Origin of the sequence: Desulfurivibrio modestus, assembly GCF_044068625.1 — a bacterium.
Lineage (GTDB): Bacteria > Desulfobacterota > Desulfobulbia > Desulfobulbales > Desulfurivibrionaceae > Desulfurivibrio.
Genome location: NZ_JBIPKH010000001.1, coordinates 271,188 through 297,943, shown reverse-complemented (window position 1 = coordinate 297,943; position 26,756 = coordinate 271,188). Strand labels below are relative to the sequence as shown.

At 60.4% G+C, this 26,756-nt stretch carries 22 protein-coding genes and 1 tRNA gene; 18 read left to right on the top strand and 5 right to left on the bottom strand.

Translation table 11 applies throughout. From position 1 onward, the window contains the following. Positions 1 to 69: 69 nt before the first annotated feature. From ACHHRT_RS01345 to ACHHRT_RS01335, 3 genes are read left to right on the top strand one after another with little or no spacing between them, the layout of a single operon-like run. Positions 70 to 2,379 (top strand): ATP-dependent helicase, encoded by a 2,310-nt coding sequence (locus ACHHRT_RS01345; RefSeq protein ID WP_395496905.1) that lies wholly within the window; start codon positions 70 to 72, stop codon positions 2,377 to 2,379. Next, entirely contained in the window at positions 2,376 to 3,704 is a 1,329-nt protein-coding gene (locus ACHHRT_RS01340) for a bifunctional folylpolyglutamate synthase/dihydrofolate synthase (protein WP_395496903.1), read from the top strand. The genes ACHHRT_RS01345 and ACHHRT_RS01340 overlap by 4 nt, the downstream gene beginning before the upstream one ends. Next, positions 3,694 to 3,984, top strand: coding sequence for an HNH endonuclease (locus ACHHRT_RS01335; RefSeq protein WP_395496901.1), 291 nt, complete (start codon positions 3,694 to 3,696; stop codon positions 3,982 to 3,984). Before ACHHRT_RS01340 ends, ACHHRT_RS01335 begins: the two co-directional genes overlap by 11 nt. 27 nt (positions 3,985 to 4,011) lie before the next feature. Here ACHHRT_RS01335 and ACHHRT_RS01330 read toward each other — a convergent pair whose 3' ends face one another. Beyond that, positions 4,012 to 5,106 (bottom strand): 6-phosphofructokinase, encoded by a 1,095-nt coding sequence (locus ACHHRT_RS01330; RefSeq protein ID WP_395496899.1) that lies wholly within the window; start codon positions 5,104 to 5,106, stop codon positions 4,012 to 4,014. A 211-nt stretch (positions 5,107 to 5,317) separates the two neighbouring features. Here ACHHRT_RS01330 and ACHHRT_RS01325 point away from each other — a divergent pair, with 211 nt between their 5' ends. From ACHHRT_RS01325 to ACHHRT_RS01290, 8 genes are all read left to right on the top strand, one after another. Further along, complete coding sequence (locus ACHHRT_RS01325) at positions 5,318 to 5,656, top strand: IscA/HesB family protein (protein WP_395496897.1); 339 nt, start codon at positions 5,318 to 5,320, stop codon at positions 5,654 to 5,656. 84 nt (positions 5,657 to 5,740) lie between these two features. After that, positions 5,741 to 6,364 carry an AmmeMemoRadiSam system protein A gene (gene amrA, locus ACHHRT_RS01320; RefSeq protein WP_395496895.1) on the top strand — a complete coding sequence of 208 codons (624 nt, stop codon included), beginning with the start codon at positions 5,741 to 5,743 and terminating at the stop codon, positions 6,362 to 6,364. A 75-nt stretch (positions 6,365 to 6,439) separates the two neighbouring features. Next, positions 6,440 to 6,526, top strand: a tRNA-Leu gene (locus ACHHRT_RS01315). 314 nt (positions 6,527 to 6,840) lie between these two features. Next, positions 6,841 to 7,419, top strand: a complete 579-nt coding sequence (locus ACHHRT_RS01310) for a type II secretion system protein GspG (RefSeq protein WP_395496893.1) — start codon at positions 6,841 to 6,843, stop codon at positions 7,417 to 7,419. Between the two features lie 9 nt (positions 7,420 to 7,428). Next, positions 7,429 to 9,528 carry an HD domain-containing phosphohydrolase gene (locus tag ACHHRT_RS01305; protein ID WP_395496891.1) on the top strand — a complete coding sequence of 700 codons (2,100 nt, stop codon included), beginning with the start codon at positions 7,429 to 7,431 and terminating at the stop codon, positions 9,526 to 9,528. An 18-nt stretch (positions 9,529 to 9,546) separates the two neighbouring features. Beyond that, positions 9,547 to 9,954, top strand: coding sequence for a hypothetical protein (locus tag ACHHRT_RS01300; RefSeq protein WP_395496889.1), 408 nt, complete (start codon positions 9,547 to 9,549; stop codon positions 9,952 to 9,954). Between the two features lie 306 nt (positions 9,955 to 10,260). Continuing rightward, positions 10,261 to 11,949: a hypothetical protein gene (locus tag ACHHRT_RS01295; RefSeq protein WP_395496887.1), complete on the top strand. Its 1,689-nt coding sequence runs from the start codon at positions 10,261 to 10,263 to the stop codon at positions 11,947 to 11,949. A gap of 420 nt (positions 11,950 to 12,369) precedes the next feature. Beyond that, positions 12,370 to 13,800, top strand: coding sequence for an HDOD domain-containing protein (locus ACHHRT_RS01290; protein WP_395496885.1), 1,431 nt, complete (start codon positions 12,370 to 12,372; stop codon positions 13,798 to 13,800). Positions 13,801 to 13,986: 186 nt separating this feature from the next. Here the strand turns inward: ACHHRT_RS01290 and ACHHRT_RS01285 are convergent, their stop codons facing one another. From ACHHRT_RS01285 to ACHHRT_RS01275, 3 genes are read right to left on the bottom strand one after another with little or no spacing between them, the layout of a single operon-like run. After that, positions 13,987 to 15,132 (bottom strand): THUMP domain-containing class I SAM-dependent RNA methyltransferase, encoded by a 1,146-nt coding sequence (locus ACHHRT_RS01285; protein ID WP_395496883.1) that lies wholly within the window; start codon positions 15,130 to 15,132, stop codon positions 13,987 to 13,989. Then, positions 15,129 to 15,674, bottom strand: coding sequence for a hypothetical protein (locus ACHHRT_RS01280; RefSeq protein WP_395496882.1), 546 nt, complete (start codon positions 15,672 to 15,674; stop codon positions 15,129 to 15,131). Before ACHHRT_RS01280 ends, ACHHRT_RS01285 begins: the two co-directional genes overlap by 4 nt. Positions 15,675 to 15,699: 25 nt before the next feature. Beyond that, the gene (locus ACHHRT_RS01275; protein WP_395496880.1) at positions 15,700 to 17,961 is read right to left on the bottom strand and encodes a vitamin B12-dependent ribonucleotide reductase; all 2,262 of its coding nucleotides are present in this window, start codon (positions 17,959 to 17,961) and stop codon (positions 15,700 to 15,702) included. 417 nt (positions 17,962 to 18,378) lie between these two features. On the opposite strand from ACHHRT_RS01275, the gene ACHHRT_RS01270 reads away from it, so the two are divergent. The 4 genes from ACHHRT_RS01270 to selB are packed head-to-tail and all read left to right on the top strand — an operon-like array spanning position 18,379 to position 22,483. After that, positions 18,379 to 18,909, top strand: a complete 531-nt coding sequence (locus ACHHRT_RS01270) for a DUF3334 family protein (RefSeq protein WP_395496879.1) — start codon at positions 18,379 to 18,381, stop codon at positions 18,907 to 18,909. A gap of 13 nt (positions 18,910 to 18,922) precedes the next feature. Then, positions 18,923 to 19,879: a P-loop NTPase gene (locus tag ACHHRT_RS01265; RefSeq protein WP_395496878.1), complete on the top strand. Its 957-nt coding sequence runs from the start codon at positions 18,923 to 18,925 to the stop codon at positions 19,877 to 19,879. Positions 19,880 to 19,903: 24 nt separating this feature from the next. Continuing rightward, entirely contained in the window at positions 19,904 to 20,545 is a 642-nt protein-coding gene (locus ACHHRT_RS01260) for an MBL fold metallo-hydrolase (RefSeq protein WP_395496876.1), read from the top strand. Between the two features lie 18 nt (positions 20,546 to 20,563). Next, positions 20,564 to 22,483, top strand: coding sequence for a selenocysteine-specific translation elongation factor (gene selB / locus ACHHRT_RS01255; protein ID WP_395496874.1), 1,920 nt, complete (start codon positions 20,564 to 20,566; stop codon positions 22,481 to 22,483). A gap of 14 nt (positions 22,484 to 22,497) precedes the next feature. Here the strand turns inward: selB and ACHHRT_RS01250 are convergent, their stop codons facing one another. Next, a complete protein-coding gene (locus ACHHRT_RS01250) occupies positions 22,498 to 23,484 on the bottom strand; it encodes a hypothetical protein (protein WP_395496873.1) in 987 nt (328 codons plus the stop codon). A gap of 353 nt (positions 23,485 to 23,837) precedes the next feature. Here ACHHRT_RS01250 and ACHHRT_RS01245 point away from each other — a divergent pair, with 353 nt between their 5' ends. From ACHHRT_RS01245 to ACHHRT_RS01235, 3 genes are all read left to right on the top strand, one after another. Continuing rightward, entirely contained in the window at positions 23,838 to 24,482 is a 645-nt protein-coding gene (locus ACHHRT_RS01245) for a DUF2589 domain-containing protein (RefSeq protein WP_395496871.1), read from the top strand. A gap of 56 nt (positions 24,483 to 24,538) precedes the next feature. After that, positions 24,539 to 25,162 (top strand): DUF2589 domain-containing protein, encoded by a 624-nt coding sequence (locus ACHHRT_RS01240; RefSeq protein ID WP_395496869.1) that lies wholly within the window; start codon positions 24,539 to 24,541, stop codon positions 25,160 to 25,162. A gap of 266 nt (positions 25,163 to 25,428) precedes the next feature. Beyond that, positions 25,429 to 26,673 carry a cytochrome-c peroxidase gene (locus ACHHRT_RS01235; RefSeq protein ID WP_395496867.1) on the top strand — a complete coding sequence of 415 codons (1,245 nt, stop codon included), beginning with the start codon at positions 25,429 to 25,431 and terminating at the stop codon, positions 26,671 to 26,673. Positions 26,674 to 26,756 lie beyond the last annotated feature (83 nt).

The window sequence follows — 26,756 nt, the reverse complement described above, 5'->3', positions numbered from 1 at the left end:
TTACGGTTTTGTTGAGATTATCATTCCCGGCGTTAAGTTCAACTTTTTTCTCCGCCGGCTCGGCGTCCCATGTTACATTGGCCCACCATGCAGCCCTCGCTTTTTCCCCAACAGAATTGTAAAACCGCTGATTCCGCCGCGGCCACCCCAACCTTGGGGCTGGCGGCGGCCCTGGCCCAGTTGAACTCCGCCCAGCGGGAGGCGGTATGCGCGCCGCCCGGCCCACTCCTGGTGATCGCCGGGGCGGGCAGCGGCAAAACCCGGACCCTGGTCCATCGCCTGGCCTGGCTGGTGGAGCAGGGAATTCCGCCGGAGGAGCTGCTGCTGCTGACCTTTACCCGCAAGGCCGCCCAGGAGATGGTCCAGCGGGCCGGTTATCTGCTCAACGATTCCTGCCGCAGGATAACCGGCGGCACCTTTCACGCCACCGCCAACCTGCTGCTTCGCCGCTATGCCCGGTACGTGGGCTATGAAGCCAACTTTACCATCCTGGATCAGGGGGATGCCGAGGGGATTGTCAACCTGCTCAAATCGTCTTTGGGGCTGGGGGGCGCTGGTAAGCGCTTTCCCTCCCGCCGTTTGATTCTGGCGATTTTGAGCAAGGCGGTCAATGTCGGCGCCACGGTCAGCGATCTGGTGGAGGCGGAACATGGCCACCTGGTGGAATTTCTCGATGATATCTTGGCGATCAACGAGCACTATCATAAGTTCAAGCAGGCCCACGGCCTGATGGACTATGACGACCTGTTGCTTTACTGGCGCCGGTTGCTGCGGGAAAACCGGGAGGTGCGGGAGGAGCTGGCCGGGCGTTTCCAGGCGATTCTGGTGGACGAGTACCAGGATACCAATCCAATTCAGGCCGAGATTGTCCGCTTGATGGCCGCCCCCCGCAACCACGTGATGGCGGTGGGGGATGATGCCCAGTCGATCTACAGCTTCCGGGGGGCCGATTTTCGTAACATCATGGAGTTCCCTGAGCATTTCCCCGGTACCCGCCTGATTCGGCTGGAGGAGAATTACCGCAGCACCTCGGAGATTCTGGAGGTGGGCAACGCGATCATTGCTCCGGCCCCGGTGCGCTACCCCAAAAAGCTTTTCAGTAAGCTGACCGGGGGAGTCAAACCGGTCCTGCACGCCGCCCGCAACGAGGGGGGGCAGGCTCGCTTCGTGGTGGAGAAAATTTTGACCCTGCGCCGGGAAGGGGTGGGCGATGAGCAGATGGCGGTGCTGTTCCGCTCGGGCTTCCATTCCTACAAATTGGAGCTGGAGTTGACCGCCCATGGTATCCCTTTTGAGAAAAGGGGGGGGCAGAAGCTGACCGAATCGGCCCATATCAAGGATGTGCTCTCCTATTTCCGGGTCCTCTGCAACCCCGCCGACCGGCTCTCCTGGAATCGAATTTTGCTCCTGATCGACAAGGTCGGCCCCAAAACCGCCCGCAATATTATCGATCGGTTACCTTTGGGCCCTGATCCTGGCGGGGTCGCGCCCGGGTCCGATCCGCTGTTGGCGGCCCGGGAGGCCCTGGCGGCTTACCCCGCCGGCAAATCCTGGCAGGGCGGAATGAAACGACTCCTGACCCTGCTGGAGGATCTGGGGGCGGCCGGGCCTTCCCCCGCCATCTTACTGGAACTGGTTTTGGTCTATTATCAGCCAGTTTTTCAGCGGCTCTATCCCGATGACTACCCCAGGCGGCAACGTGATCTGGAGCAATTGCGGCCGCTGCTGGCCGGTTATGAAGATATTCGTGATTTTCTGGCCGATGCCGCCCTGGACCCCCCCGGAGCCGAGGGCGAGGCCGGGGAGACCGGCGGTCGCCTGGTTCTCTCCACCGTCCATTCGGCCAAGGGGCTGGAGTGGGATACGGTGTTCGTGATCCATCTGGTGGAGGGCAAGTTTCCCTCCGGTCAGGCCGCCGGTCCGGAACAGTACGAAGAGGAAAGAAGGTTGCTCTATGTGGCTGCCACCCGGGCTAAAAATCGCCTTTTTCTGGTTTATCCCCGGGAGGCCATGGGGGTGGATCGCCGCAGCGCCTACTGTGATCCCTCCTCCTTCCTGGCCCCATTGCCTCCCGGTTTGCTGGCCGCCACCGCCGGTTCGGCTCCGCAACCTCATCAGTCCTCGGGAGATGGTGCCTCCCGCTTTCTCCCCTCAAGTGCCTCCGACCGGGTGGCCGCCGCCCCGCACGGTGGGGCGACCGGCGGTTTAAATCGCGCGGGAGCAGAGGCGGAGTTTGCCGTGGGGGCCCGGGTGAAACATCCCTTTTTCGGCCTGGGGGTGCTGGAGAAAAGGAGTGGGTTGCGGACGGTGGAGGTTAACTTTGATCGGCATGGGCGCAAGACCCTGCATTTGGATTATGCCAAACTGGAACAGCTATGAACGCTAACCCTATGGACTACCGGCAGGCCTGGCACTATCTGGATAGCCTGCAATTTTTCAAGATCAAGCTGGGACTGGACAGCATGGAGCGCTTCCTGGGGCGGCTGGGTAATCCCCACCACGGGATGCGCTTTGTCCATGTGGCCGGCACCAACGGCAAGGGTTCCACCGCTTCGGCCCTGCTGGCCGTGCTGGAGCGGGCCGGATATCGGGTCGGGCTCTATACCTCGCCCCACCTCAGCTGCGTTCGGGAGCGTTTCCGGATTGGGGCCGGTTATATCAGCGAGGAGCAGTTTGCCCGCCATGCCGCCGCCATCCATGGGGTGCTCAACGGGGAGCAGATCACCTATTTTGAGTTTACCACCGCCCTGGCCCTGCTTTGGTTTGCCGCCGAGCAGGTGGATCTGGCGATCATGGAGGTGGGGATGGGAGGGAGGCTGGATGCCACCAATGTGATCACCCCCCTGGTCGGGGTGATCACCAATGTCTCCATGGATCATCAGGCTTACCTGGGTAACACCCTGGCCGAGGTGGCGGCGGAGAAGGCGGGGATAATCAAGCCGGGAGTTCCCTTGGTGAGCGGAGTGGCCGCCGATGATTCCCGGCGGGTGGTGGAGGAGCATTGCCGGCGGCTGGGCGCGCCTCTGTACCTGCTGGGCCGTGATTTTTCCTGGTCATCGTCTTCCGCTCCCTCCGCTGAAGAGAGTTGGGACTACGCGGGGATCCGGGGCGGTTATAGCGGTTTGCCCTCCGCCTTGCGTGGGTCCCATCAGCGGGATAACCTCAGTTTGGCCCTGGCGACCATTGAGCTTTTGGTCGATTCCCTGTCGGTGGGGGAGGAGGCGATCCGGGCCGGTTTGGTCGGGGTTGCCTGGCCCGGCCGCCTGGAGTTGTTACACCCCCCGCGGCCCGAGGGCGGCAGCTGGCGGGTGTTGCTGGATGGGGCCCATAATCCGGCGGGGGTGGCCAGTCTGGTGGCGGCCTTGGGTCAGGATTTCCGCTATCATCGTCTGATTCTGGTCTGGGCCAGCATGGCGGACAAGGATATGGCGGCTACTTTGGATCTGATCGCCCCCCTGGCCGACATCATTATCCTGACCAGGCCGGAAAGTGAGCGTTCGGCCACCCCCGAAGCGTTGCGGGTGTTGCTGCCCGAAGCGGCCAGGACTTCGGCCCTGACCGCCACCACCGTGGCGGAAGCCCTGGCCCTGGCCAGGCAGCGGGCCGAGCCCGCGGATCTGGTGGTGGTGGCCGGCTCCCTCTATCTGGTTGGCGCCGCCCGCCTGTTACTGGCGGGAGAACTGGTGGCAAGCGATGAAAGATGATTTTTACGGCTCCCTGGACGGAGTGGATGAGGCCGTAATCCATCGGGAGAAAAACAAGGCCCGGGAGCTGCGCAAGACCCACTGGTGGCGGCTTAAGCTGGCTGAGGGGCGTTGCCACTACTGCGGTAGGCAATGCCCTCCCGGTGAACTGACCATGGATCATGTGGTGCCTCTGTCCCGGGGGGGACGCAGCACCAAAGGGAATCTGGTGGTCTGCTGCAAGGAGTGTAACACGGCCAAGGAGAGCCGCTTGCTTGGTGAGTGGGAGGGCTATCGCTAGCGGATCGCGGGGGCGGGGCCGGGCGGCTCAGGCATCCCCAAAGCAGATCCCGATCTCCCGGGCGGTCAAGAGCTTGTCGCTGTCCAATTGTACCTTTTTACGGTGTTTTATCGCGTCGGCCAGGGGAACCGGGACCATGTCCGGGGTTTTCAGGGCCACCATATGATTGAAGATCTCCTTCTCGGCCATTCTCACCGCCGCCCCGCCGAAACGCAGGGCCAGCAGGCGATCGAAGGTGGTGGGAGAGCCGCCCCGCTGGAGGTGGCCCAGGGTCAGGGAGCGAGTATCCTTGCCAGTATTGCTGCGGATCTGTTCGGCGACCCACTCTCCGATCCCACCCAGCAGCGCCTCGTCACGACCAAGTTCCGCCTTTCTTTTGCAGATCGCCTTTTGCATGCTGGCGGCCTTGGCCCCCTCCGCCACCACCACGATGGCATAGTGCTTGTCCCGCAGGTCGTTGTCGTTGATTTTCTGGCAAACCGTTTCGACCTCAAAGGGGATCTCCGGAATCAGGATCACGTCGGCGCCGCCGGAGATCCCGGCGTTGAGGGCTATCCAGCCGGAATCCCGGCCCATTACCTCCACCACCATCACCCGGTCATGGGATTTGGCGGTGGAGTGCAGCTTGTCCAAGGCTTCGGTGGCGGTGGAGACGGCGGTGTCGAAACCGAAGGTGCGCTGGGTGGCTTCCAGGTCGTTATCGATGGTTTTGGGCACCCCGATCACCGGCATCCCCTTTTCCACCGCGAAGCGATGGGCGATCTCCAGGCTGCCGTCGCCCCCCACCGCGATATGGCAGAAGAAACCAAGGCGGCGGAAGTTGCGCATGATCCGGTCGGAAAGATCCAGGGTCTGGATTTCGCCGGCCAGATTTTCCACCGGCATGGCAAAGGGGTTGCCCTTGTTGGTGGAGCCCAGGATGGTCCCGCCCAAAGGCATGATATCCTCCACCTTCTCCGGAGTAAGGCGGATCAGCTCGTCGGGGTCGAGCAGGCCGCGGTAGCCGCTTTTACTGCCGTAAATTTCCCAGCCCTTCCGGTAGGCTGACTTGGTAACCGCGTAAATTACCGCGTTGAGACCGGGGGCGTCACCGCCGCCGGTGGAAATTACAATCTTTCTCATGGCCGCCAACCTCTTTCAGCTCAAGTCAGCCGCTTATCGGCCCACTGATAATTCAGCTTATTGTAGTCAGGTTGTCACAGCCGGTCAAAGCAAAAACCATCGCTACCCTTGACTTTTTCGCCGTAATTGCTTAACCTTCCCCTTAAGCGATTACACTGAGGCCTTTGGCTTCGGATCTTTTTTATAAACCTCGTAGCAAGGAGAATCTGACATGCTGGAAGTAACGCCGTTGGCGGCGGAAAAATTGAAGGCGTACCTGGCCGACAATAATATTGTCTCGCCGGTGCGAGTGGCCCTGATGCAGGGTGGCTGAGCCGGTCCCTCCCTGGGATTGGCTCTGGATGAGCCAAAAGATAGCGATACCACCCACGATCAGGACGGAATTAAATTTCTCATCGACAACAGCCTGAGCAAGCAGTGCGGGCTGGTGCGGGTTGACTTCGTCGATGCCGGGGCCCGTTCCGGCTTCTCGATCTCCGCGGCCAACCCCTTGGGTGGCGGCGGCTGCGGCAGTTCATGCAGCACCGCTGGCGGATCCTGTGGCTGCTAGTTAGTCCCGGAGCCACAGGTCGGGAAGATACGGCCTGAACCTGGTTTTTAAAGCCCCCCGCGCTTGGCGTGAGGGGCTTTTTTTATGGTTCAGAAGCTTGATAAAACGGGAGGAGAGGTGATGGGCGATGGTGGTAGAGGGTTGATTGGCGGGGAGGAGGGGCTTTTTTTGCTGGCTTTGGCCCGGGCGGTGATCGCCGAGCGATTGGGCCTGGCCACCGGTGAGCCGCCGCTGCCGCCGGGCTGTGATCCTGCGCTGCTGGGGCAGCGGCGGGGGGTGTTCGTGACCCTGAAGCTCAGGGGGCGGCTCCGGGGGTGTATCGGCAGTTTGAGCCCCCAGCAACCCCTGCTGGAGGGAGTGCGGCAAAACGCCTTGAATGCCGCCTTCCATGACCCCCGTTTCCCTCCCCTTGATGCCGCCGAACTGACGGAACTGCGGATCGAGGTGAGCATCCTCACCCCTCTGCGTCCCCTCGATTACGCAGATGGCTCCGAGCTTCCCTCTCTATTGCGGCCTGGCCGGGACGGAGTTCTCCTGGAAGGGGGCGGTTTTTCCGCCACCTTTCTGCCCCAGGTCTGGGAGCAGTTGCCCGATCCGGTTGCCTTTCTTGGACATCTGTGTCTCAAGGCGGGTTTGCCGGCCGAGGCCTGGCGGCATGAGCGGCTGCAGGTCAAGACCTATCAGGTGCAATCATTCAGCGAAAGTTAATGAGGAGCGGGGCGTGGTTTGTTGCTTTTTGCCCTTGCCTGTGGTACATCGCCCCAATTGTCCTCCTGTAAAGTGGCCCGGATGGCGGAACTGGTAGACGCAAGGGACTTAAAATCCCTCGGCCGTAAGGCTGTGCGAGTTCGATTCTCGCTCCGGGCACCAGATCATGGTCCAGCGTGATGCGCTGAAGCCCAGAACGCCCTGATTATTCAGGACTTTTCATTTTTGATTGTTAAGGCTGGGCCAGTCTGATATTCTGAAGGTCCAGTTTGTTGCCTATATTCCGCCAGTGAGGGGGGGCTTTACCTGGAGGGCTAGAAGGAGATCAGAGGGGATCCCCAATTTTCGGGCGGTGTGCCAAGGTGGCCAGCCGCCGTGACCGCCACCCACGAGCAAAGCCGAAGGTGCCAGTGGCACTGAGCAAAGGCGGCTCAAGGAGCTCCATGGCAAGATCGGCCAACTCACGGTGGAGTGGGATGGTTAAGGCATTCGCTGGCGAAACCACCATTGGGGGAGGAAGGTGGTCGCCCCGCTCAGCCCTCCCTTATCTCTTCACCCCAAGACGCCATCTGCCCATGCCCCTCAACCGACTGTTCCGACCAAAAGTTGTCATTGGCGGCAAGGGTTTTACCCTGGTTGAACTCATCATCGTTATTGCAATCCTGGCCACCCTGGCCGCCATTGCCACGCCATTATTTTCCAACTATATTGACCGGACGAGGATCAACAGAGCCAAGGTGGAAATCCGCATCCTGTCCAGGGAGATCACCATCTTTCACCTGGAAAACCAGCGCTTTCCCAACTCCCTGGCCGAACTTGGCCTCGGTCCCATGCGCGACCCCTGGGGCAACCCTTACCAGTACAGGCCGGTGGCGGGCACACCCCTGGGTAAACTCCGTAAAGACCATGCCATGGTGCCGGTGAACCAGGACTATGATCTCTACAGCATGGGCAAGGACGGCAAGAGCCAGGCTCCTTTTACCGCCAGGGCCAGCCGTGATGATATCGTCCGGGCCAATGACGGCGCATATATCGGGCTCGTTGCACATTATTAAGGGAAGAACATGAAACTTTCGCCCCCCAATGCCACCTTCCTGAAAAGCAAGATCGCCCGCCGCATCTTCTTCCTTTTTGTGGGCTGCGCCTTGTTGCCCCTGCTGGTCTTGACCATCCTCACCTTTACCCATGTCACCCAGCAGATCAAAAGCCAGAGCCTTGATCGCCTCCAGCAATCCTCCAAGACCCATGGCCTCAGCATTTACGAGCGGCTGCTCTCCATGGAAAGTGACCTGCAGTTCCTGGCCGCCGGCCTGGTGCCCACTGTGGCGGAGCCCTCTCTGGCCCTGGGCGAGGCGTTCTTCCGCGACCGGCTCAGTCAACGTTTTGCCGTCATCTATCTTGTCAGGGACGGCGCGGTCAGCCATCTGCTGATGGGGAATGATGCCGAGGGCCGGGATCTGGTGGTGGCTTTCCAGGACAACGGCGAAAAAAACCAGTTGCTGTTCAGCAACGAAGAAGGCGGTGCCGATGCCTTCCTGGCCGTGCCCCTGGAGAGAAATACCACCCACACCTCTTTTCTGGCCGCCAGGATCAACACCACCTACCTCTGGGGCATCGGCCACGAAAACATCCTGCCTCCCATGACGGAGCTCTGCATTGTCGACCAAGCGCGCGTCCCCCTGGTCACCTCCTTTGCCATCGACGCCCAGCTACTGCAGGAGATCGCCTTCCGCGCCGGCGGCGAAGGAGGGCGCCAGTTTGAGTATCTGACCAGTGGTGACGGCAGCTTTCTGGTCAGTTTCTGGCCCCTCTATCTCAAGGGCAGGTTCAATGCTCCCAACCTGACGGTCATCCTCCGGCAAAACCGGGCGGACGTGCTGGCCCCCCTGGATGATTTCAAGACCATCTTTCCTTTGGTGGTGCTTTTGTCGCTCTGGGTGGTGCTGCTGCTCAGCATGGTTTTCATCCGCCGCTACATGGTGCCGGTGGAAAAGCTGCAGGAGGCGACCCACCATATTGCCCGGCGCGATTTCAGTCATGAGGTTGACGTCAGAAGCGGCGACGAATTCGAAAGCCTGGCCCATTCTTTCAACAGCATGAGCCGCCGGTTGCATAAGCAGTTCCACACCCTGGAAACCATCGCCGATATCAACCAGACCATTCTCTCCTCCCTGCATAGCAAGGAGATTATCGACACGGCCCTGGCCCGGCTCTGCCAATTTCTCGAATGCGATGCCAGTCAGATCATTCTCTTTAAAAACAAGAAGTCAAACCTGGCCGCCTCCTACACCCATGTCGCCCGGCACAGAACAGCCGCCGTCGAAGAGGCCCTTGAGATCCCGCCGGACGCCAGGGATGAGCTGCGGGGCAAAGACCGGCTCATCCGCTCCTCCCAAGAGGCTTGGCCCGCCTATCTCGCCGGCCTGGCCGCCGATCAGGCTCGGCTCATCGTCCAACTCCCCCTGGTTACCAATGGTGAACTCCATGGCGTGATCAACCTGGCCTTCCAGACCAAGGATCTCTTAAGCGATGATGATTGCCGCCAGGCCAGGCAGCTGGCCGACCAAGTCACCATTGCCCTTGAAAACGCCCGACTCATCGAAACCCTGGAGGAGATGAATTGGGGCACCCTGCAGGCCCTGGCCCGCACCGTTGACGCCAAATCACCTTGGACCGCCGGCCATTCGGAGCGGGTCACCGAGCTGGCCATCAAAATCGCCAAGGTCATGGGTTGCGACGACAGGGCCGTCATGACCATCCATCAGGCGGCCCTGGTCCATGATATCGGCAAAATAGGCGTCCCCCTTGCCATTCTCGACAAACCAGGCACCCTCTCCAGCCAGGAGTTTGACCACATCAAGGAACACCCCGTCATCGGCGCCCGCATCCTGGAGCCCATCACCGCCTTTGCCGATGCCATCAGCATCGTCCTCCAGCACCACGAGCGCTGTGACGGCTCGGGCTACCCCGGCGCCCTGCAGGGTGATGAAATCTGTCTGGGGGCCCGCATTCTGGCCGTGGCCGATGTCTATGACGCTCTCATTTCAGAGCGGCCCTACCGGCAGGGTTGGGTGCTGGATCAGGTCCTGGAGCATATTCAACAGGAAAGCGGCAAAAAATTTGACGCCGAGGTGGTGAAGGCTTTTTCGTTTGTGATTCAGTAGAATACCAATGGTGGCACCATGAAATTATTAGCTGATAACAAGGTGCGCAAACCGGCCCTGCTGGTTGCCGTTCTCCTGCTGCTGACCGGTGCGCTCTTCTTCCTGGCGGGGCGTGAATCTGCCGAGCTGCCGCCGGAGATTCTCGGGGAGTGGTATTCCTCCGACCCCCGTTATCAGGCCTGCTTTCTGGACATCAGCAGGGAGTCCTTGGTCATCGGCGCCGCCGACGGCAACGTCTACTATTATACTCTGACCGGCATTACGGAGGAGTTGGCGGCCACCGGCCAGGAGAGCTTCTTCACCCTTCATTGCCGCGACGATGAAGGGATGGCCCTGGATTTCCGCCTCAGGTACGACCGCCGCCAAAACCTGCTCTCCTACCGGAACCAGCGCGAAGTCATCTGGTTCAAAGCTGTACAAAGATAGAACCCACGGACTCGCCATCACCACCTGGTCCCCCTTTTTAGTTTGGTTCAGTTTTATCTCATCCTGTAGAATAGCGGGATGGCCCGTAACCCCGATCCCGAAGCCGCTGCTCCCAGTGCCGATCATGCGTCCTTGAGCGTTCAAGAGCGGCGAGCTATCGGCCGGCGCGCCTTTTTTGCCCATGGGGGGCATGTTGCCACTGCAAGCGCCTACGCCGCCATGGCAATTGTTTGGGTTCTCTGCACCTACCTTGTGGGCCGGGGGTTCGCGGTTCAAGACCCATGGGCCGTGCTTTTGGGTGGCTGGTTGTTCAGTGTACCCATTGTCCTGAGCGGACTCTATCTGACTACGGTCGCCAAAATTCACCGTTTGACCGCCTTTGCCAGTCGCGGTCGACTCTACCGTCTTTTCTCCGGCCGAGTTTTCGCCATTATCGGCTGGTCCCTTTGGGCGATGATCACCTCTTTTTTTTGGCTGCTCCAGTTTCACACCTATTCCAGGCTTGAATGGCTGGTATTTTTTCTGGTTGTCCCCCTCTTCTGGGGCGTCTTCATGGTTTTGCGCAACCTGATCGCCAATGAATACAAGCCCTACCTGGTCACGGCGGTGGCCTTTCGGTGGTCGCGCCGGGTTACTCCCGTTTTGCTGGTTCTGCTCCATCTCGTTGTGATCCATTATTTCGCTGACCTCCCGCGCCATGACTCCCTGGAGGCGGCCATCGCGGCTCGAGGAAACCCTGACGCGGAGATTGTGGGCAGTGCCCTGGCCTTCGAGCTATCCAGGTTCATCGCCTACTATGACGGTGCCAAGGATTTTGCCCTTGGTCATCTGGGGCGAGTAAATTCGCTTTGGGCCCTTATGCTCTTTGGGCTGGGCGGCTTTACGGTTTTTTTCAACGCCTGCGCCATGCTCGGTTGTTTTTTGATTCCGGCGGTGGAATACCGGCGGGTTTTCATCCCGCTTTCGGAAGCGGAAAGGCCGGCCCGGCTCAGCCGTGGACGGGTGGCTGCCATCAGCGCCGGACTTACTTTTTTCGCTCTTTTCATCTATCTGCCGATCTTCACCTCCACCGAAAGCTTGTTGCGCCATAACAGTCCAACCTTTATCGAGGCCAGGGCTAAGGCTGATCTTATCGTGGTTCAGATCGATGACCACTTTTACCGGCCCGGGATCACCGAAGAGTTGAAGGATGCCCGGCTGAAAACTTTGGCCAGGCGGGACGAGGCGCTCCCCGAGCTTGAATATGAACTCGACCGGGCCTTCGACCTGTTGGAGAGCAACGTCGATTCCTTCCTGGACTGGTATTACTCCCTTACCGCCGAATACTTGCGGATTGCCAACCTGCTGCGGGGCGATATCGAAGGGTACATGACGAAGAAGCTGGTCGAAAAACTCCAGCAGGGAGGGCCATTTGATAATTTTGAGACCACCCTGCACCGGGCCATCGAGCTGCAGGAGTCTTTAAGGCGTGAGTATGGGGAAACCGCCGTCAGGATCATGGAGAGCAATCGGATTGAGCCGTCGCCCGGCACCAGCTTCAGAGTGGTTCAGCAGTTTTCCCTCGGTGAGGTATTAAATCCCCCGGAGCAAAGTGATGCCATTCCCCTGGAAGCCAGGCTGGGAGCCGGCGGTGCCGCCGGGATCGTTTCCGCGGGGGTGGTTGCCAAGGTGATCGGTAAGGTGTCTGGAAAGGGGGTCTTCAAGCTTGCGGTGAAATCTGCGGGCAAGCTGTTGGGTGGCAAACTTGTCGGGGTTGTCGGGGGTGCGGCAGGCGGGGCGGGCATCGGGGGCACAATCGGCTCGGCCGTTCCGGGGGTGGGCACCGTCCTGGGGGCGGCGGTGGGCGGGGTTGTTGGGGGTGCTGCCGCGGGCATGGCCATGGACAAAGGACTGTTGATGCTGGAAGAGGTGGTTAACCGTGAAAAATTCAAGGGAGAGATGGTCTCGGCAATCCATGAGGCCAGGTTGGAGCTGCGGGCAAGCCTGCGCCCCTGATGGGGTTGGCTGCGGTGATCAGGCCAATTTAATGGTTGACCCATCGATCGGCAACGAGCCATGATGAAGAGAAAATTGCGGCTCCAGCCGGTGGTTTCCGTCAGTCGGACAGCCTTTTGCCGTCGAATCGGGTCGCTATGAAAGGGGAGGCCATCATGGATTTGCCAGCGTTTAACAAGTTGCCAGGGATAGTCTCTTTCCTGGGCCTGCTGCTGTCGGGCGCTGGCAAATAGGTCCGAGCCTTTCCCTAATGCTGGCTGGCCGGGAGCGGCAGTTGGGTTATTGTAAACTGTAAGTTTTGATTGACAAAATGCCGGCCAATCGTTAATCCAAACAGATGTCGGCCAGGTTGGCGAGCAGGAGCCATGGCGGGAAGATGGCGCCCGGGGTAGGCGCCCCATTGAGCACGGGGAGTAATCGATGATCGGATTTTTGAAACGTAAAAGTGCCACCGCTCAGGAGGGCGCCGACGATCCCCAGGCTTCCACCGCCGCCGATGGCAAGGGTGGCGTTAAGGCGGTGGCGGCCAAGACCACCGGCCCCTGTGCCGGGGCCGCCATCTCCCGGGCGCTGACCTTGGAGGGCTTGCGCGACGCGGATTTTGCCGCCATCTATGGCGCGGGCAAAATCCGGGTATTGGAGCCCGGCACGACCCTGTTTCGGGCCGGAGAGAAGGCGGATCTCCTCTATCTGCTGCTCAAAGGCAAGGTGGCGCTCCAGGGTGACACCGGGGTTGGGACCGTGTTGCTGGCCGACGCCGGCGACTGGGTGGGAGATCTGGATTTCCATACCGCTGAGCCCTACCTTAACTCGGCCGTCGCCATGAGTGCCGCCTCGATCCTGGTGCTGGATCGAGCGACCTACGGCAGCCTGGATGACCGGTTGAAGCTCAGGCTGGTCAGGCATCAGCAGAAGGCCCATCGCTCCCGCCTCAGCGAGCTTTCGGCTCGGACCGGGGCGATCAAGCGGCGCAATCAGGCTTTGGTGGAGGCGCTCTATCGTTTCCGGACCACCGGGGACACGGGGTTTGCGAAAAGCGATACGGTTCAGGGGGTGATCCAGAAGGTTCCGCGGCTGCCGGTGTCAACCACCACCCTGCTCGGCAAGCTTTTCGATGAGCGGACCACCCTGAACGAGGTGGTGGAGCTGGTCAAGTCCGATCCCGCCCTGGCCGGCATCCTGCTCAAAGCGATCAATTCCCCCCTCTACGGGCTGGAAAGCAAGATCGACAATGTCAATCGCGCCGTGACCCAATTGGGTTTCGACGCCGTTTATCAGTTGATCATGTCCGAAAGCATGCGCAAGAGTCTGCCCGAAACCCCCCAGTTTCTGGAGATCTATAACCGTTCTCTTGAGACCTCCCATCTGGCCTTCACGATCTCCCAGGTCACCTGGCGGGGCAACCCGGCGGAGCTCTCCACCATCGGCCTGCTCAATGAGATTGGCAGCGTCGTGCTCGAGTTGCTGAAAACCCAGAATCCCAAGTTACAGCGTCTGTTGATGACCATCGAGCCCGCCGGGCTGGGGGCCGAACTGCTGCGGACCTGGAAGCTTCCCGAGAACCTCTGTAGAAGTATCGAATATCGGCACTATCCCGATTTCGCTCTGCCCCTGCATGTGCCCCACGACGTTTTGGAGAATGTGGCCCTGCTGCACCTGGCCGACTGTTTCTATCAACGCTTGCACGGCTCGGCGGAAGGTAAAGATGGTCTTTTCACCGATGGCTACATTGCCGCCCTCAAGCTGGGCGACCTCCGCGATCCGGAACTGCTTTATCAGCGGGTCCTGGCCAACCTGCGTTCGCGTTTACCCTCACTGCCCCGCTCCCTCATGGCTGTCCTGACCACCTGAAGTTGATTGCCGCAACCAGGGCCGGGTCACGCTCGAAGGCTTCGATGGTGGCATACTCGGCCGGGTCATATTGGGTCCACGCCGCGGAAGCCCGGGATCCCCGATTCCACCGAGATTCCCGTGCCGGTTAAGGCCAGGTTGAGCCGGGAGCCCTGAATGGCCTCCTCCTTAAGAAGCTTTTGCATCTCAGTAGAGTTCGTAGCGCGCCAGGATGCCGTCCAGGCCGCCGTTGCGCAAGTTTATTTTCCGGCTGGGCTTAAGGCCGATCTCTTTGATCAGTTGGCGGTCACCGAAATAGAGGCAGGCGGTGGAGCCGGTGCAGCGATGTTTCAGAAAGGTTCCCAGTTCTTGGACCAGGGCGGCGGCCGCCGCCCGATCTCCCAAACGCACCCCGTAGGGCGGGTTGCTGACGATCACCGCGTTGTTGATGGGGGCCAGTTGCTGAAAAGTACTGACCTTTAGCCCCACCTGGGTGCCGTGGGGCAGGAGGTTGAGGTTGCGGCGGGCGGCCCGGATGGCGGAGGGATCGTGGTCGCTACCCAGCAGCAAGCCGATGGGCAGCGAGCGGATGGCCGCCTGGGCTTCGGCCTTGACCTGGAGCCAGAGTTCCGGGATGAAATCAGGTAGATATTGAAAGCCAAACTCATGGCGCAGATAGCCTGCCGGAATCCGGGTTCGGCGCATCAAGGCCTCAGCCAGCAGAGTCCCGGAACCACACATGGGGTCCACCAGTTGCCGGTCGCCGTTCCAGCCGGAAAAATCGATCATCGCCGCCGCCAGGGTTTCCTGGATGGGCGCCTCGACGCTCTCTTGGCGGTAATGGCGGCGGTGGAGGGACTCGCCGGCCAGGTCCAGGCTGATCACCGCCTGGTTGTGGCGGATATGGAGGTCGAAAACCAGGTCGGGCCGCTCCCTGTCCACATTGGGGCGGGCGGCAAAATGCTGCTGGAACCAGTCGACGATGGCGTCCTTTAAACGGAGGGCGGCGTAGCGGGAGTGGCTGATCTTGCTGTCGCTGACCCGGGCGTTGATCATAAATGACTGGTCAAGCCCCAGCAGCTGGTCCCAGGGCAGGGTCAGGGCGGTCTTGTAGAGATATTTGGTGCTGTGGCAATCGAAGTGGAGCAGGGGGGCCAGCACCCTGGTGCAGAGGCGGGTCTGATAGACGATCCGGTAGAGGGCTTTGGCTTGGGCGTTGAAGTAGACCCCCCGGTGGGTGGGGTTCAAACGTTGGGCCCCCAGGCCGGCCAGCTCACCGGCGGCGGCCTCCTCCAGATTCTCCGCCACCTGGGCGAAGTAGCCGCCCTTTTGCTGGTAAAGAAAAGAGTTCACGGGCTTTGCAGGGGGGCCTGATCGCGGAACCCTTCCCGGATCACCTCGAACCGGCCGCTCTCCTCCTCCAGGCGGTAGATGCTGAAATTGGTCCGCGGATCCAGGCCCGGATAGTGGACGGCGAAGTTGAGCGAGGCCGAGCCCTTCGGGCCGCTGACGATCCGGTGGAAGACGTGGCGGGGCCAGACCAGCATGGCCGGCCCGTCGAAGAGTACCTCGCCGTTTTGCAAAATCTGGTCGGGGGTCACGGTGAAGCTGGCCCGGCCATGCTCCCGCCGATAGATATCCACCTCCCGTCGGCCAGAAAGGACGATCAGATTGTCATCCTGGTGGGGGTGCATATACCAGGGGCGCGCCACCTCCCCCACGGGGCCGGGGGAGATGGCGCTACTCTGGTGCAGCACCCGGTCGATGGCGTCGATCCGGGGCAGGAAGCCCATGGGGACGTTGTCGAACAGTACCCCCGGCGTTCGCCGCAGGGGCTGCAGGGGAATAATCCGGTAAAACCCGCTGACTTCCGCAAAAATTCCAACCGAACCCATCAGTAGTCTCCCAATGATTTAAGGATCAGCCGCATTCGGAGTAGCCGCAGGCATGACAGACGCAACAGCCCCCCTCATGTTCGATCACTCCCCCGCATTCGGGGCAGGCGCCGAACATGGCGTTGGCCTGGGCCACCAGGCTGTTGTCCCGGTGGCCATTGGTTCTTTCCAGATGGCGGCGGATCGCCTGGGCGATGGCGTCGGCGCAGGAGGTCACCTTGTTTTCCCCGAAACCTGAGGGTTTGTGGCAACTGATTCCGATCAACTGCTTGACGATGGGTTCCGGCGGCATGCCGCTGCGCCAGGCCAGGGAAACCAGGCGGCCGATGGCCTCACACTGGCTGGCCGCGCAACCGCCGGCCTTGCCCACCGTATTGAACAGCTCGAAGAAGCGATGCTCTTCATCCTCGTTGATGGTGACATACATGGGACCGCAGCCGCTGGTCATCTGATAGGTGCAGCCGGAGAGCATGGCCGGCCGGTCGCGCTTGACCGGTTTTTGGGGCAGTACCTGGGCCGGGGCCGCCTTTTTATCGGTTTTGCCGATATTGAGCACCTGGTTGTCCCGGCAGCCGTCCCGGTAGATGGTCACCCCCTTGCAGCCCAGCTCGTAGGCCAGCATGTAAGCCTCGCGGACATCATCCTCGTTGGCTTCATGGGAGAAGTTGATGGTTTTGCTGACCGCGTTGTTGGTGTGGCGCTGGAAGGAGGCCTGGATCTCAAGATGGTTGCGGGGGGTGATATCGTGGGCGGTTTCGAAAATCCGCCGGTATTTTTCGGGAATCTCCTCGATATTGGCCAAGGTGCCGTGGTGGGCGATCCGGCGGACCAGTTCGTGGGAGTAGAAATCCTCGTTTTTGGCCAGCTGCTCAAAGAGCGGATTAACCTCGAACAGCTCGTCGTTGTCCATCACCCGGCGGAGGAAGGCCACGGCAAACAGGGGCTCAACGCCGCTGGAGCAGCCGGCCAGAATGCTGATGGTGCCGGTGGGGGCGATGGTGGTACGGGTGGCGTTGCGCACCGGGGTGTTGGGTTCCTGCCGGCCGTAAATGCTGGCGGGGAAGTTGGGGAAGGCTCCCCGGGCCTTGCCCAGGATGATGCTGGCTTTCAGGGCCTGCTGGTCGATAAAGCGCATCACCTCTTCAGCCTTGCTCACCGCTTCCGCCGAGGAGTAGGGGATCTCCAGCTGGATCAGCAGGTCGGCAAAGCCCATCACCCCCAGGCCGATCTTGCGGTTGAGCTTGGTCACCCTTTCGATTTCCGGCAGGGGGTACTTGTTGATATCCACCACGTTGTCGAGGAAATGGACCGCCTGCTCCACCACCAGCCCCAGTCGCTGCCAGTCAACTTCGCCCTCCTTGATCATGTTGGCCAGGTTGATGGAGCCCAGGTTGCATGACTCGTAGGGCAGCAAGGGCTGCTCACCGCAGGGGTTGGTCGATTCGATCTCCCCGGCCTCCGGGGTGGGGTTGTCGGCGTTGATGCGGTCGATGAAGACGATTCCCGGCTCCCCCGAAAGCCAGGCCTGCTTGACGATCTGGCGGAAGAGCTTGGCGGCGTTCTGGTATTTGACGATCTCGCCGTTCCTGGGGTTGATCAGGGCGTAGTCGCCATTTTCGGCCAGGGCCCGCATGAACTCATCGGTGATCGCCACCGAGAGGTTGAAGTTGTGCAGCACGTTGAGGTCCGATTTGACCTTGATGAAGTCCATGATGTCGGGGTGGTCCACCCGCAGAATCGCCATGTTGGCCCCGCGCCGGGTGCCGCCCTGCTTGATGGTTTCGGTGGCGCAGTCAAAAACCGACATGAAGGAGAGCGGGCCGCTGGAGATTCCCTTGGTGGAGTGGACCACGTCGTTTTTGGGGCGAATCCGGGAGAAGGAGAAGCCGGTGCCCCCGCCGCTCTGGTGGATCAGGGCGGTCTGCTTGACCGCCTCAAAGATGCTGGGCATGGAATCTTCGATGGGCAGCACGAAACAGGCCGAGAGCTGGCCCAGCTTGCGGCCGGCATTCATCAGGGTGGGGGAGTTGGGCATGAAATCCAGGCCGGCCATCAGGTTGTAGAAGGTCAGGGCCAGGGAGTCGACATCGGCGCCGGAATCGTAGAGGGTGTCGGCGGCAGCCACCGTCTTTGCCACCCGCCAGAGCATCTGCTGGGGAGTTTCCAGAACCTTGCCCTGGGCATCCTTTTTCAGGTAGCGGCGCTTAAGGACGGTGAGGGCGTTGGCGGAAAACTTGGGTTTCGTGGCCTGGGCGGGCAATTTTTCGGCGGCTGCTTTTGCGGGCATGGCTTGCGGTTCCTCCTCTTGGCTTTTAAGCGGTGATTGAGCGGTGCTGCCTGCTGGGGAAAAAGGGGTAAAACGGTGTGTTTAGACCCCGGCACCCCACCGGGGCCAGCCTGCTGGCTTGACCACAAAATATGGTATGGTTGGCGCCAAAAAAGCACAAGATGTGGTCCTTGTAAAGAAAAAAATGGCTTAAAAAACCACCCGGGGCCGATGCTCCTGTCATTGCAGAATTTTTCGCTTGGCGATGAATGGGGCGCTTGCCGTCGGTGGGGCCGCCCGCCAATCATCGGCAGGATTGCCGCCTGTCAATCGTCGGCAGGATTGCCGACAATCACCTTGTCACCATCAATAATTTTTGCTATTGGTTTATGTTCCCTCTTTTTGTTTTTTCAGCCCACAAGGAGACCGCGAGATAATATGGCGACTAAAACCATCGACCTGGTGGCTCGGCTCTTCTGCCAGGCCACCAAGAAAACCGTGGATAAGAGTACCGGTAAAAATCTCAAGTATGCCGGCACCCTCCAGGATATTCCCAAGGTCAGCCTGAAGCCGGATATCGGCTGTTTTGTCCAGTTCAGCGGCGACTACAGCGGCCTGGTGATCATGAATTTTTCCGGCGCGGCGGCCATGGAGCTTTATCGTAGCTACATGCTGACCATGGGGATGCCCGAGGACGATCTGGCCTCCGATTACACCTCGGTGGAGGTGGTGGATACCATCGGGGAGATGACCAATCAGATCATGGGCCGGGCCCTGCGAATGGTGGAGAGCAACTACGAGCTGACCTCCTTCATGGGGCAGCCCAAGGCGATCGCCCTCAACAGCGCCATTGTCCTGACCCCGGAATCGGACTATCAGGCCAACCGGCGGATCGCGTTCAGTCTGGAAACCCACCGCTTTTACATGGAGCTCTCCTTGGAGCGCACCGAATTTATTCCGATGAAATAAAGGGAAGGCAAAGATGAGTTCATCCTGCAGCGCCAAGTGCGGCGCGGATAAGCAAAGCACCTGTGGATCTCGTCCGGCCGTGGCCGCGCGGGAAAATGTGAGTATCGATCAGGCCCTGGGCCGGATTCGCCATAAAATTCTGGTGATGAGCGGCAAGGGTGGGGTGGGGAAAAGCACCGTTTCGGTCAACCTGGCGGTGGGCCTCGCCCGCAAGGGTTTCCGGGTGGGGTTGATGGATGTCGATCTGCACGGACCCGATATCTGCCGGATGCTCAACCTCTCCGATAAGCCGGACACCACCTCGGAAGGGCGGATTATTCCGCTGCCGGCCGGGGATAACCTGCGGGTGATGTCCCTGGAGAATATGATGGAAAATCGGGATGATCCCATCATCTGGCGGGGTCCCCTGAAAAATCAGGCCATTCGCCGCTTTATCGCCGATGTGGATTGGGGAGAGCTGGATTATCTGGTGATCGACGCCCCGCCGGGTACCGGCGATGAACCGATGACCGTGGCCCAGACCATCAAGGACGCCAAGGCCCTGGTGGTCACCACCCCCCAGAAGGTGGCCCTGGCCGATGTGCGTAAATCGATCAACTTCTGCGGCCATGTCGGGATGAAAATTTTAGGCCTGGTGGAGAATATGAGCGGCTTTGTCTGTCCCCACTGCGGCAAGACCGCCGAACTTTTCAAGAGCGGCGGCGGTGAGCGGTTGGCCCAGGAGTTTGACTTGCCTTTTTTAGGCCGGATCCCCCTGGATCCCCTGGTGATGCTGGCCGGTGATGACGGCAGCCCCTTTTTGACCGGTGGCGAGAGTCCGGCGGTGACGGCGATGAGCCAGGTGGTGGCCCGGGTCAACGGGGCCCTGCCGGTTGCCAAGGGAATTCCCCTCTCGCTGGCCGTGGCCCCAGCTGCCGCCTCCACCTGCGGTTGCGGGGGTAAATGCGACCCCAACCTCTGCGATTGCTGAACGGCAACCAATAAGGAGCGAACAATGCGGATTGAACAGCTGGTGGTTGGGCAGATGGGGGTTTGTTGCTATCTGCTGGGCTGTGAGGAGAGCAAACAGGCCCTGGCCATCGACCCCGGTGGTGACGAGGAGAAGATCCTGGCCCATTGTCAGGCGGCCGGTTGGCAGCTCAAGCTGCTGGTCTGCACCCATGGTCATCCCGACCATGTCTGCGGCAACGCGGTCCTGAAGAGGGCCACCGGAGCCGAGATCATCATGCACGGCGATGATGCCGATTTTTTTGGCCGCCCGGAGGTGGAGCAATATTTTTCCATGCTGGGTCTGCCGGCTTCTCCCCCTCCCGACCGCCTGGTCAAGGATAACGAGGTGATCGAACTGGGCAGTATCAGGTTGCAGGTTATCCATACCCCGGGTCATACCCCCGGCGGCATCTGTCTCTATGCCGCCCCCCATCTCTTCACCGGTGACACCCTCTTTGTCGGTGGGGTGGGGCGCACCGATTTCCCCGGTGGTGATACTGCCACCCTGGTTAATTCGTTGCAGCAGCGGTTGCTGGCCCTGCCGCCCGAGACCGTGGTCTGGCCTGGTCACGGTTATGGCGGGGCCCGCTCCACCATCGGGGAAGAGGCGCGGGATAACCCCTATCTGACTGAAAAATGGTATTGATCTTCGATCTGGTGAGCTATGCGTGAAATAGTCCTTGGCACCGCCGGTCATGTTGACCATGGCAAGACCAGTCTGGTCCGTGCCTTGACCGGCATTGAAACCGATCGACTCAAGGAGGAGAAGGCCCGGGGGATCACCATCGAGTTGGGCTTTGCCCATCTTGATCTGCCCTGCGGTCATCGCCTGGGGATTGTCGATGTGCCCGGCCATGAACGCTTCGTCCGCAACATGGTGGCCGGGGCCGCCGGGATCGACCTGGTGGCCTTCGTGGTGGCGGCCGATGAGGGGATCATGCCCCAGACCCGCGAACACTTCGAGATCTGTCGCCTGCTGGGAGTCAAGCGCGGCCTGGTGGTGATCACCAAGCAGGATATGGTTGACCAGGAGTGGCTGGAGCTGGTGACCGACGAGGTGCGGGATTTTCTTCGCGGGAGCTTTCTTGAGGATGCCCCCATTGTGCCGGTCTCCTCCACCACCGGCCAGGGGATCGACGAGGTTCGGCGACTTTTGGATCAACTGGTGGCGGCCAGTGATTTCAGCGAGGCCGCCGGTCCCTTCCGCCTGCCGGTGGACCGGGTCTTCACCATGAAAGGTTTTGGGGCGGTGGTTACCGGTAGTTCCATCTCCGGGCGGATCTCCCTGGGGGATGAGGTTTGCTTCTACCCTCGGCTGGTCAGTGGCAAGATCCGGGGGATTCAGGTCCACGGCCAGGAGCGGAACGAGGTTGAGGCCGGGTATCGTACCGCGATCAATGTTCAGGGAGTGGATAAGGAGCAGATCCACCGAGGCGATGTGCTGGCCAGTCCCGACAGCCTGGCCCCTTCCTACATGTTTGACGCCGATTTTCTCTACCTTTCCGGCAACGACAAGCCGTTGAAAAACCGCCGCCGGGTCCGGGTGCATGTGGGCACCGCCGAGGTAATGGGCCGGATCGCCCTGCTGGATGCCGAGGAGTTGCCCCCGGGTGAAACCGCCGCCGCCCAGCTGCTGCTGGAGGAGCCGGTCAGTGTCTGGCCCGGCGACCACTACGTGGTACGGAGCTATTCCCCGGTCCATACCATCGGCGGCGGGGTGATCTGGAACTGTGCCCCGCCCAAGCGCCGCCGCTTCAGCGAAAGCCAACGGCAGGTCAACCGGGAAATTTTCAGCCTCTACCGCGAGGGCACCCCCGAGGATCTGGCCCTCTTCCACCTGCGGGAGAGCGGGATTGCCGGTCTGACCCGCCAGGAGCTGGCGGTGCGGCTGGGGCTGTTCGGCAAACGGCTGCAGAAGCTTCTTGAAAAGAGCATTTCCGCCCGGCGCATTCTGATCGTTGAGCCCGACAAGCAACGGATGATCGCCGTTGAAACCCTGGATGGCCTGGTGGTGAAGGCGGAAAAGCTGCTGGCCGCTTTCCATGGCGACAACCCCTTGAAGAGCGGGCTTTCGGCCGAGGAGCTGCGGGGCCGTCTGGCCCGCGCTCTTTCCGCCCGTCTCTTTCAGATCGTCCTGCAGGAGGCCGATAAGAAAGGGGTGCTGAAACAGGAGGGTTCACTGATCCGTCTGGCTTCCCACCAGGTGTCCCTGGCCGGCGACGCTGAAACCCTGCGCCGGGAGCTGCTGGCATTTTACCGGGCCGCCGGCTTGCAGGCTCCAACCCTCCGGGAGACCCTCGAGGCCCACGGCAAATATCCCCAGGAGCTGGTTCGAGAGCTGCTGGCGGTGCTGGTCCGTGACGGCGAACTGGTCAAGGTGAGCGAGGATCTCTACTACGATAGCGGGGTTTTGGATGATCTGCGGGCCAAGCTGGTCGCTTTCCTCGCCAGCGAAGGGGAGATCGACGCCCCCCGTTTCAAGAATCTCACCGGTCTCACCCGCAAGTTCTCAATTCCCCTGCTGGAATACTTCGATCGGGTCAAACTGACCCTGCGGATCGGCGATGTGCGCCGGTTGCGCTAGGGTTCCGCTTTGGCTTAGGGCTGGAGGCGGAGCAACTCCAAATTGATGGTTGGTGGCGGTACTTCCTCTTCGCAGATCTCCTCCTGTTGGTCCACTTCACAGCCTTCCTCGACGGCTCCGTCGGTGATCTGGCCCGGAGCGGGTTCGCCTGCCGTCGTTGGGGGGCGCGGCGCCATCAGCACCCCCGGGGAGGAGGTCAGCAGATAGGGGACGGTCCGGGCGCCAATTCCCGCCAGGAAGGCCCGGTTGCGGAAGGAGATTTGACGGATCTGCCACAATTCCCCGAGGGTGGGCCGTTCCGGCTCGCTCCAGCTCAGGGTTTCGACGGCGGCGGCCAGGGAGCCGGAAGCCGCCAGTTCCTGGTGAAAGCGGAGGATTACCGGCAGATCGGACCGGTTGAGGGCCAGGGGGTACAGGGCCAGTCGTGGGTGCAGCTCCTCCCGCTGGGCCAGTTCCCGCAGTCTCTCAAGGCAGGAGGGGCAGGAAGGGGAAAAAAACAGTTTGACCGCCGCATCGTTGGAGCCGAAGGCCGGCACCGGCTCAAACTGCTGCCGCCCGAGGCCGCTCAGGGCCGCCACCAGGGTCAGGGCCCAGATCAGCAGGATGACGGTCAGGGTTTTGGAGTCGGGTCGCAACAGCCAGGCCGTTGTTCCCAGCAGGCCGGCGATGATCAGGCAGTTTATGCAGGGGATGGTAAGGGCCTGCATCCCGAGTAAAAAGGCGCTGACCAGCAAGCCGGCGCTCAGCCAGAGCAGCAACAGCGATGAGGAGCGATGGCGGAACTGTTCCCGCTGGCTTTTTAATTGCCTGGCGATCAGGACCATCGCCACTCCGAAAAAAAAGGCCCCGAACCAGTAGAGATCGATTCCGAGGAAAGTTGTGCCCCGGAAAAGGCGGCAGCCCTCGGTAACGCAGAAGCCATCGGTAAGCCCCAGGGCCGAGAGCAGCGAGAAAACCAGTCCCGCCAGGGCGGTCAGCAAGGCAGTAAAACTTCTGATCATGATCTTCCCTTTTTCGCGGAGGGGCGCCAACGGTCGCCCTTTTTCGTTACCTGCCTGGATCCATGGAGTTCGCCCTTGTTGGGGAGTCCTTGGGAGCAGAGTCCGCAGTCTGGCAATTCCCCCCCAGCTTGTCAACCGTAATTTCCCACTGCGAAATTATTCCTCCCGATTCCAGGGAGTGAATTTCTAATTGACATTAAGCCTGACCGACGCCTAGGATTAAAACTGATCACCATGGGGAGGGATTTGCCAGGACCCTCTTGGCGGGCTTTTTCTGCCCAGGGGGACAACTGTGCTTTAAAAGTTGGCATCTGCATCTATTTGCTTCATTAATCAAGTGAAGGAGGTGAAGTATGGACACGGGATTGATCGGTTCGGTTATTAATGCCCTCCCCCTGGATCGGATGATCGGGGGGCCATTGCGGGCCATGATTACGGCTCAGATTCAGGCGAGCAAAGCCTATGCCGAATTTCTGATGTCCGTCTGCATCAAGGATGGCAAGGCGGTTAATGTTGAGTTCGAGTATGACGAGACCATCGTCGACAGCGAGGGCAACTACAAGGGGACCCTCAGGAAGACCATGCGGATCCCCTTGCTGGCAGCCATTACCCATCCCAATATCTGTATCGAGGATGGCACCATCGATTTCGAGCTGGAAGTTTCCCAGTCGGAAGAGAGCCATTCGGAAACCGAAGGTTCCGGGGGCTTTGAAGCTTCGCTTGGTTGGGGGCCCTTCAGCGTCAAGGTGCATGGCAAGGTTTCGCATAAGTCGGAACAGACCCGCAAGACCGATACCCGGGCCAAGTACTCCATCCATACCTCCATCAAAAGGCAGGGCCCGCCGGAAGCCTTGATGCGGGTAATCGACTTCCTGACCGATGCCGCCACCAAACCGGTGGTGTTGCCGGCCAACAAGGCGGTGGCCAATCCCGATCAACTGCCCACCGATACCGCCGCCGTGGTCATCCCGCCGTCCCAGCCGTCCCCGGCGGCCTAAGGCGGCAGGCGTGCCGCCCTCGTTTCTGATTGGATTAAGCTGAGGAAACCAGACATATGTTCGGCCGAGAAAAGATGAACGCCCAGATGTTGACGGATATCACCCGTGGCATGCACCACGCCGTTAATACCACCGGGACCATGATCTCCCAGCAGTACGTGATGCTGCTGCAACAGTTTTTTGATACCCAGGAGGACGGCAGCATTGCCGCCAAGATGGTCAAGGTGCAGATGGATGAGAAGCACGATATCCTGGTGCCGTTGATCGCCCTGGTGCAGCCCCAGGGGATCGCTCTGGAGAAGATGCGTTTTGAATTTTCCATCAAGATTACCGAGAGTGAATTGAAGCGGGCCACCCATGAAGTTGACGGCTTTAATGCCGGCCGCACAGCCTTCAAGGTGTTCCTGTCGCCCAGGGGAGGGGCCGGGGAACAGCGGCGCGCGGACACCATCGATGTGGAGATGATTTTTACCCGCTGCGAAGCCCCGGAAGGGATGGCGAGGCTGATTGAGCAGTATGCCAACATGGTCCAGCCGTTTAAACGCGAAGAGGAGGCCGAGGGTGGGCCGGTGGGGCCCCTGATGGCCGCCGCCGGCCCGGAGTCCGGCAGCCCCAAATCCAGGCGCACCCTGAATGTTGTTAAGATGAATACCAAGGCCACGGCGGAAGTTAAAAAATAAAAATCGGTTCGGTCATTAACGCCCTTCTTCTGCTGGGACTCGGCAACTGGCCATTGCCCTGGTCGCCGCCCGAGAGGTGGTGTCACGCGCAGCAATACAACTTTTCCTGACATTTTTTTGAATTGACAGGCTGTGGATTCAACTCCTATAAAAGGTCATTGGCTTTTGTCTAATTGCTGTGCGGAATATCGTTATCAAGCTATTTTGAGTCAGGCTCGAAGATGACGACTCGCACTCCTAACCACCTTTAATGGAGGAAGAATCCGATGAAAAAGATTATCTGCAAGTCTCTGCTGTTTTTGCCGGTAACCATGTTGGGGGCGTTGTCGGCGATGGCCGGCCAGACACCCCAGGAGGCCCTGGGCAAAGCGCTCTACTTCGATCGCTCCATGTCGAGCCCATCCAATCAGTCCTGTGCCGAATGCCACAAGGGCAGCAGCGGTTTTGCCAGTCCGTTTCCCGGCATCAACAAGGAGGGAGCGGTGGTTCCCGGGGCGGTGAAGCAGCGCTTCGGCAACCGGCGACCGCCCACCGCCGCCTATGCCGGCGACAGTCCCATCTTTGATTATGTTTATGATCAGGAGGCGGGAGAGTGGATGTTTGCCGGCGGAATGTTCTGGGATGGCCGGGCCACCGGCTGGGTAACCGGTGATCCTTTGGCCGATCAGGCCATGGGGCCGTTCCTTAATCCGGTGGAGCATAATCTGCCCAGTCAGGAAGCGGCCTGTCTGATCGTGGCCCAGGCGAATTATGCCTATCTTTATCAGGAGGCTTTCGGCAAACCAATCATGTGCAACATCTATGATGATGATGGGAACTTGACAGCTTATAAAGATTTTGCTTTGGCCATTGCCGCCTTTGAGCGCTCGGAAGAGGTCAGTCCCTTCGATTCCAAGTTTGATTTTGTTATGGCGGGGATGGCGGAGTTCACCCCCCTGGAGGCCCAGGGCTGGGAACTGTTCAACGGTGACCGGGCCATGTGTTCGGCCTGTCACCCCGCCCCCCTGTTCACCGATTTTACCTATGACAACCTTGGGGTGCCGCGCAATCCCGCCAACCCCTTCTACCAGATGGATATAGTCTATGTTGACGGCCAACCCATCAACCCCGAAGGGGCGGATTGGGTCGATCCCGGCCTGGCCGGCTTCCTGGCGACCCTGCCGGAGAGCTGGTTCGCCGCAAGGGGGCTGGACAAGGAGGTGGCGGTGGCGGAAAGCTACGGCAAGCACAAGGTCCCCACCCTGCGCAATGTCGACAAACGGCCGGGGCCTGGGTTTACCAAGGCTTTCATGCACAATGGCGTTTTCAAGAGCCTGGCCGAGGTTGTCGAGTTCTACAATCAACGGGACGCGATGATAGCCGCGGGCACCCTTGAGCCGGAAGTTTGGGAAAATATGAACGAAGATGAACTGGGTAATCTCGGCCTCTCCGCCGCGGAAGAAGCGGCTCTGGTCGCCTTCATGCAAACCCTCTCCGATGGTTATCGGCCGCCCAGGCCGGGGCAGAAGTAAATCGCCATTTTGTTGCCCCGCCCCATTTGGTGGTGGGCCAGGCCCCGCATCGTATGGTGCGGGGCCTGTTTTTTTGGTGGCCG